Source organism: Shewanella sp. 11B5 (assembly GCF_002836795.1).
Lineage (GTDB): Bacteria > Pseudomonadota > Gammaproteobacteria > Enterobacterales > Shewanellaceae > Shewanella > Shewanella frigidimarina.
This window is the reverse complement of the sequence record NZ_PJAP01001084.1, coordinates 1-2349: the sequence shown is the minus strand read 5'-3', so window position 1 is coordinate 2349 and position 2349 is coordinate 1. Positions and strand designations below refer to the sequence as shown.

1 protein-coding gene is annotated in these 2349 nt (G+C 42.5%); it reads right to left on the bottom strand.

What is annotated here, in order from left to right; all coding sequences use genetic code 11:
• Window positions 1–67 precede the first annotated feature (67 nt).
• Window positions 68–2062, bottom strand: a complete 1995-nt coding sequence (gene tkt, locus CXF78_RS20570; RefSeq protein ID WP_102037803.1) for a transketolase — start codon at window positions 2060–2062, stop codon at window positions 68–70.
• Window positions 2063–2349: the final 287 nt, after the last annotated feature.

Below are 2349 nucleotides of genomic sequence, written 5' to 3'. Positions count from 1 at the left end.
CAATAGTATTGCAGGCCGTTATTATACAGATTAAACACCTAATAGATAAGTGTTTAATCTCAGTTGATTATCCTAAAGATTGGACAGTTTTTACTACATTATCAACAGTGAAGCCGAAATGTTTAAGTAAATCACCACCAGGAGCAGACTCACCAAAGGTGGTCATACCCACTACAGCACCATCAAAACCAATATATTTGTACCAGAAGTCAGCGTGTGCCGCTTCAACAGCAACACGTTTAGTGACTCCTTTTGGTAGTACAGATTCTTTATATGCTGCATCTTGCTTATCAAACTCGGTAGTAGAAGGCATAGACACTACCCGTACTTTTTGACCTAGTTTGGTTAGCTCTACTGCAGAATCCATAGCTAATTGCACTTCTGAACCTGTTGCAATCAAAATCACATCAGCAGTGCCTTGGCAATCAGACAGTACATAACCACCTTTAGCTACGTTAGCTAATTGCTCAGCTGTACGCGCTTGGGCTTTAAGACCCTGACGACTAAAGATTAATGATGTAGGTGCATCACGACGTTCAATGGCCGCTTTCCAAGATACAGCAGTTTCCGCAGCATCACATGGACGCCATACTGCCATATTAGGCGTTAAACGTAAGTTAGCTAATTGCTCAACCGGCTGATGAGTAGGGCCATCTTCGCCTTGACCAATAGAGTCATGGGTATAAACGAAAATGTTTTGAATGCCCATTAATGCTGACATACGTACCGCGTTACGTGCGTACTCCATGAACATCATGAAGGTTGCGCCATAGTTAATAAAACCACCATGTAACGACGCGCCGTTCATAATACCGCTCATACCGAATTCACGAACACCGTAATAGATGTAGTTACCGGCAGGATCGTCTTGAATACCTTTTGAACCAGACCAAAGCGTTAAGTTAGAGCCGGCTAAGTCTGCGCTACCACCAAGTAATTCAGGCAACATAGCACCAAAGAAACCAATGGCATTTTGAGACGCTTTACGGCTCGCAATACCTTCGGCTTTATCTTGGCTTTCTTGAATAAAGGCTTGTGCTTTAGCTTCAAAATCAGCTGGTAAATCACCTTTTAATACGCGACGTTCATATTCTGCAGCAAGTTCTGGGAACGCTGCTTGGTAAGCCGCAAACTTGTCATTCCATAATGACTCGTTAGCAACACCTTTATGTTTTGCATCCCAACCAGCATACACATCAGATGGGATTTCAAAAGGAGCGTGTGGCCAGTTTAAGAACTCACGAGCTGCTGCAATTTCAGCATCACCTAATGGTGCACCATGACAATCATGGCTACCCGATTTGTTAGGCGAACCAAAACCAATAATGGTTTTACAGCAAATCATTGATGGCTTATCTGTTACAGATTTAGCTTCTTCAATTGCTGCACGGATAGCATCTGGATTATGACCATCTACATCAGCAACAACATGCCAGCCATAGGCTTCAAAACGCTTAGGAGTATCGTCAGTGAACCAACCTTCAACATGACCATCGATAGAAATACCGTTGTCATCCCAAAATGCCACTAACTTACCAAGGCCTAATGTTCCAGCTAATGAACTGACTTCGTGAGAAATCCCTTCCATTAAACAACCATCGCCTAAGAAACAGTATGTGAAGTGATCCACAATGTCGTGTCCAGGACGGTTAAACTGAGCCGCTAAGGTTTTTTCAGCAATCGCCATACCAACTGCGTTACTGATACCAGCACCTAAAGGACCCGTTGTGGTTTCAACACCAGGGGTATAACCATATTCAGGATGACCAGGTGTTTTAGAATGCAACTGACGGAATTGCTTTAGCTCTTCGATAGGCAATTCATAACCAGATAAATGCAGTAAAGAGTAGATAAGCATAGAGCCATGACCGTTTGACAGAACAAAACGATCGCGATCGACCCAGTTAGGATTAGTTGGATTGTGCTTTAGAAAATCATTCCATAGCACTTCGGCGATATCAGCCATCCCCATTGGGGCACCTGGATGACCAGAATTGGCTTTTTGAACCGCATCCATACTTAGGGCGCGAATAGCGTTAGCGAGTACTTTACGAGATGACATGCTCTCTCCTGCTTGTTTGTAAGGTCTAACGGGCAATTGTGAAGCCATATTTTCCCCTACAAGGCGATGTGACGCAAATTAAAATTTCTCTCATTACATTTTATGTCTGTAATAAACGCCATTTTGCTTATATAAGGCATCAACACCGCTACATTTATTCACCATATAAGATGATCACATCACCAAAAAGTGCATTGATGCTGTGAGTAATTATTTATTGACAGTCGAGCACGAAACTAGCTTAACATCATTAAAACAAAGGTTTTAAGGTCACATAAAGCTTCCTA

Excerpts from the sequence above, each read along its gene's own strand:
- tkt (WP_102037803.1), bottom strand. The coding sequence starts at position 2,062 with ATGTCATCTCGTAAAGTACTCGCTAACGCTATTCGCGCCCTAAGTATG.